Consider the following 3,103-nt stretch of genomic DNA (forward strand, 5'->3'; position numbering starts at 1 on the left):
AAAAAGAAATCTCTATGTATAGGCAAGTTAACTAAGCTAGTTCAAGAATCATCAAGATTTAAACAACTTAATAATTAATTGTATGGAAGATCAAGATTATATTTTATTCGACCAGTACTTACAAAAAGAACTCTCTAAAGAAGCCTATGCTAATTTTGAAGAACGATTAGAAAACGATGCAGCATTTAAAGAAAGCTTTACTATATATAAGGAGTTGTCTATGCATTTAAAACATAAATTTGAAGACGATGAGAGCGCTAATACCTTTAAAACTAATTTAGAAAATATTTCAAACAACTATTTTAATGACGATAACGATACAGTAGAGCAAAAACCAAAACGAGTAAGCTTTTTTAAATATGCAATTGCTGTTGCAGCTATTTTAATAATAGGAGCTACTGTATTTAATAAATTGTCTAACCCAAGTTTTAGTGATTATAATAACTATGAAATAATAAGCTTAACAATTAGAGGAGGAGATGATGGTTTGCTTAAAGAAGCAGAAAAAGCATTTAACAATAAAAAGTTTACAGAAGCAAAATCTTTATTTAATAAGATTTTGAGTAAAACACCAACTAATTTAGAACTTCAATTATATAAAGCTATATGTTTAATAGAAACCAACGACTATAGAGAAGCAGATGAATTGCTAAGAAAACTTTCCGAAACAAATTCAGTATATAAAAATAAAGCAAAATGGTACTGGGCATTAAGTAAATTAAAACAAAAAAATAACGCAGCATGTGTTAAGTTATTACAGCAAATACCTGAAGACGCAGAAGACTATAATCGAGCTCAAAAACTTTTAAATAAACTAGATTAGTTATAAAGACTAAATAATCAATAAAAAATGCATTTATAAAAGTCATCAATTAACGATGACTTTTATATTTTTACCGCATGATAATTACAGATACGCATACACATTTATATAGTGAGTCTTTTAATGAAGATAGAGACGAAATGATACAACGAGCATTAGATGCAGGAGTAAAACGTTTTTTTATACCAGCTATAGATTCGACGTATACAAAATCTATGCTAGAGTTAGAAAACAGTTTTCCTAAGCATGTGTTTTTAATGATGGGGTTACACCCAACACATGTAAAGGATAATTATAAAGAGGAGTTAAAGCATGTAGAAGACATGTTAGCTAGCCGAAAATTTTATGCTGTTGGAGAAATTGGTATCGATTTGTATTGGGATAAAACAACACTAAGCATTCAGCAAGATGCTTTTAGGTATCAAATAAAATTAGCTAAACAATATCGTTTACCTATAGTTATACATTGTAGAGATGCTTTTGATGCTGTGTTTGAAGTTTTAGAAGAAGAAAAAGCAGATGACTTGTTTGGGATTTTTCATTGTTTTACTGGTACATTAGAACAGGCACATAAAGCTATATCATATAATATGAAGCTAGGCATAGGAGGTGTAGTAACTTTTAAGAATGGAAAAATAGATCAATTTTTAAATACAATAGATTTAAAACATATTGTTCTAGAAACCGATTCTCCTTATTTAGCACCAAAACCATATAGAGGAAAACGCAATGAAAGTGCATACCTTACAAAGGTTCTAGAAAAACTATCTGAACTATATGAGTTACCCATAGAAGAAATAGCAGAGAGAACTACCGAAAACTCTAAAGCTGTTTTTGGGATTTAAAAAAACTTATAATTTAACAGAAGCTATATATAAATTAATAAATATATGACAAAAAGCATCCCAAACATACTCCTTATATATACAGGAGGAACAATAGGTATGATTAAAGACCCAGAAACGGGAGCCCTAAGAGCTTTCGATTTTGATAATTTATTAATTCGTATCCCAGAATTAAAACTGTTAGATTGTAATATTGAAACCATATCTTTTGAAGAACCTATAGATTCTAGTAATATGGCTCCAAAATATTGGGTGGATATTGCTGAAATTATAGAAAAACAATATGAAGCTTTTGATGGTTTTGTAATTTTGCACGGAAGCGATACCATGAGTTACTCGTCTTCTGTATTAAGTTTTATGCTAGAACATTTAGCAAAACCAGTAATTTTTACAGGGTCTCAATTACCAATAGGAGATTTAAGAACGGATGCTAAAGAAAATTTAATAACCTCTATACAAATTGCATCATTACAACATTATAATAAACCAATTATAAAAGAAGTCTGCCTATATTTTGAATACAAATTATATAGAGCTAATAGAACGACTAAAATTAATGCCGAACATTTTGAAGCTTTTGCTTCTTTAAACTATCCAGATTTAGCAGAATCTGGAGTGCATTTAAAAGTAAATAACGAATATTTGTTGAAGCCTAATCCTAGAAAGTCGCTACACGTACATAAAACACTAGACTCTAATGTAGCAATAGTAAAGTTGTTTCCAGGAATCTCTGAAAAATTATTACAAACCATTTTTAATACTCCAGAACTAAAAGGTGTCGTTTTAGAAACATACGGAGCAGGGAATTGTACAACAGAAAAATGGTTTGTTTCCCTATTAAAAGAAACTATAAATAAAGGAGTACACATTGTTAATGTAACACAATGTTCTGGAGGAAGTGTAATTATGGGACAGTATGAAACGAGCGAAAAGCTCAAAAAAATAGGTGTTATTTCGGGAAAAGATATAACTACAGAGGCTGCAATTAGTAAATTAATGTATTTATTGGCTCAAAATATATCACCTAACTTGTTTAAAACCATCTATGAAACCCCTTTAAGAGGGGAAATGGCATAAAATTTGCAAGTAAAGTTTTAGCAATTAAACTTTTTTCTCTTTATTTGAAAACTCTAAAAAGGAAACTTTTTAGAATAATAAAGAGAGGTGGCCGAGTGGTTTAAGGCGCACGCCTGGAAAGTGTGTATACGTTTATAGCGTATCGAGGGTTCGAATCCCTTCCTCTCTGCAAAAGTTATTAGAAAATTTTTGTAGATAATTTAAAGAAAGTAGTATTTATCAAACAATTCAATAATTTAAATTGTTATTACGTTAAAACCCTTTCGCCAATTGCTATTTTTATTTTTTAATTACATTTTTTTTATATCTTTAGCACTTTAACTAATAAAATTAAGATCACACGACAATGAAAAGATTA

At 29.5% G+C, this 3,103-nt stretch carries 3 protein-coding genes and 1 tRNA gene; all 4 read left to right on the top strand.

Features of this window, described 5'->3' with window-relative positions:
* The first annotated feature begins 82 nt into the window (after positions 1-82).
* The 4 genes from ACVC2P_RS14795 to ACVC2P_RS14810 all read left to right on the top strand — a co-directional run bounded on the left by ACVC2P_RS14795 (position 83) and on the right by ACVC2P_RS14810 (position 2,914).
* Positions 83-823 carry a tetratricopeptide repeat protein gene (locus ACVC2P_RS14795; protein ID WP_452599229.1) on the top strand — a complete coding sequence of 247 codons (741 nt, stop codon included), beginning with the start codon at positions 83-85 and terminating at the stop codon, positions 821-823.
* A gap of 77 nt (positions 824-900) precedes the next feature.
* Positions 901-1,668: a TatD family hydrolase gene (locus ACVC2P_RS14800; RefSeq protein WP_452599230.1), complete on the top strand. Its 768-nt coding sequence runs from the start codon at positions 901-903 to the stop codon at positions 1,666-1,668.
* Between the two features lie 45 nt (positions 1,669-1,713).
* Complete coding sequence (locus ACVC2P_RS14805) at positions 1,714-2,745, top strand: asparaginase (RefSeq protein ID WP_452599231.1); 1,032 nt, start codon at positions 1,714-1,716, stop codon at positions 2,743-2,745.
* Between the two features lie 81 nt (positions 2,746-2,826).
* Positions 2,827-2,914: transfer RNA gene (locus tag ACVC2P_RS14810), tRNA-Ser, on the top strand.
* Positions 2,915-3,103: the final 189 nt, after the last annotated feature.

Source organism: Pontimicrobium sp. MEBiC01747, assembly GCF_053601635.1.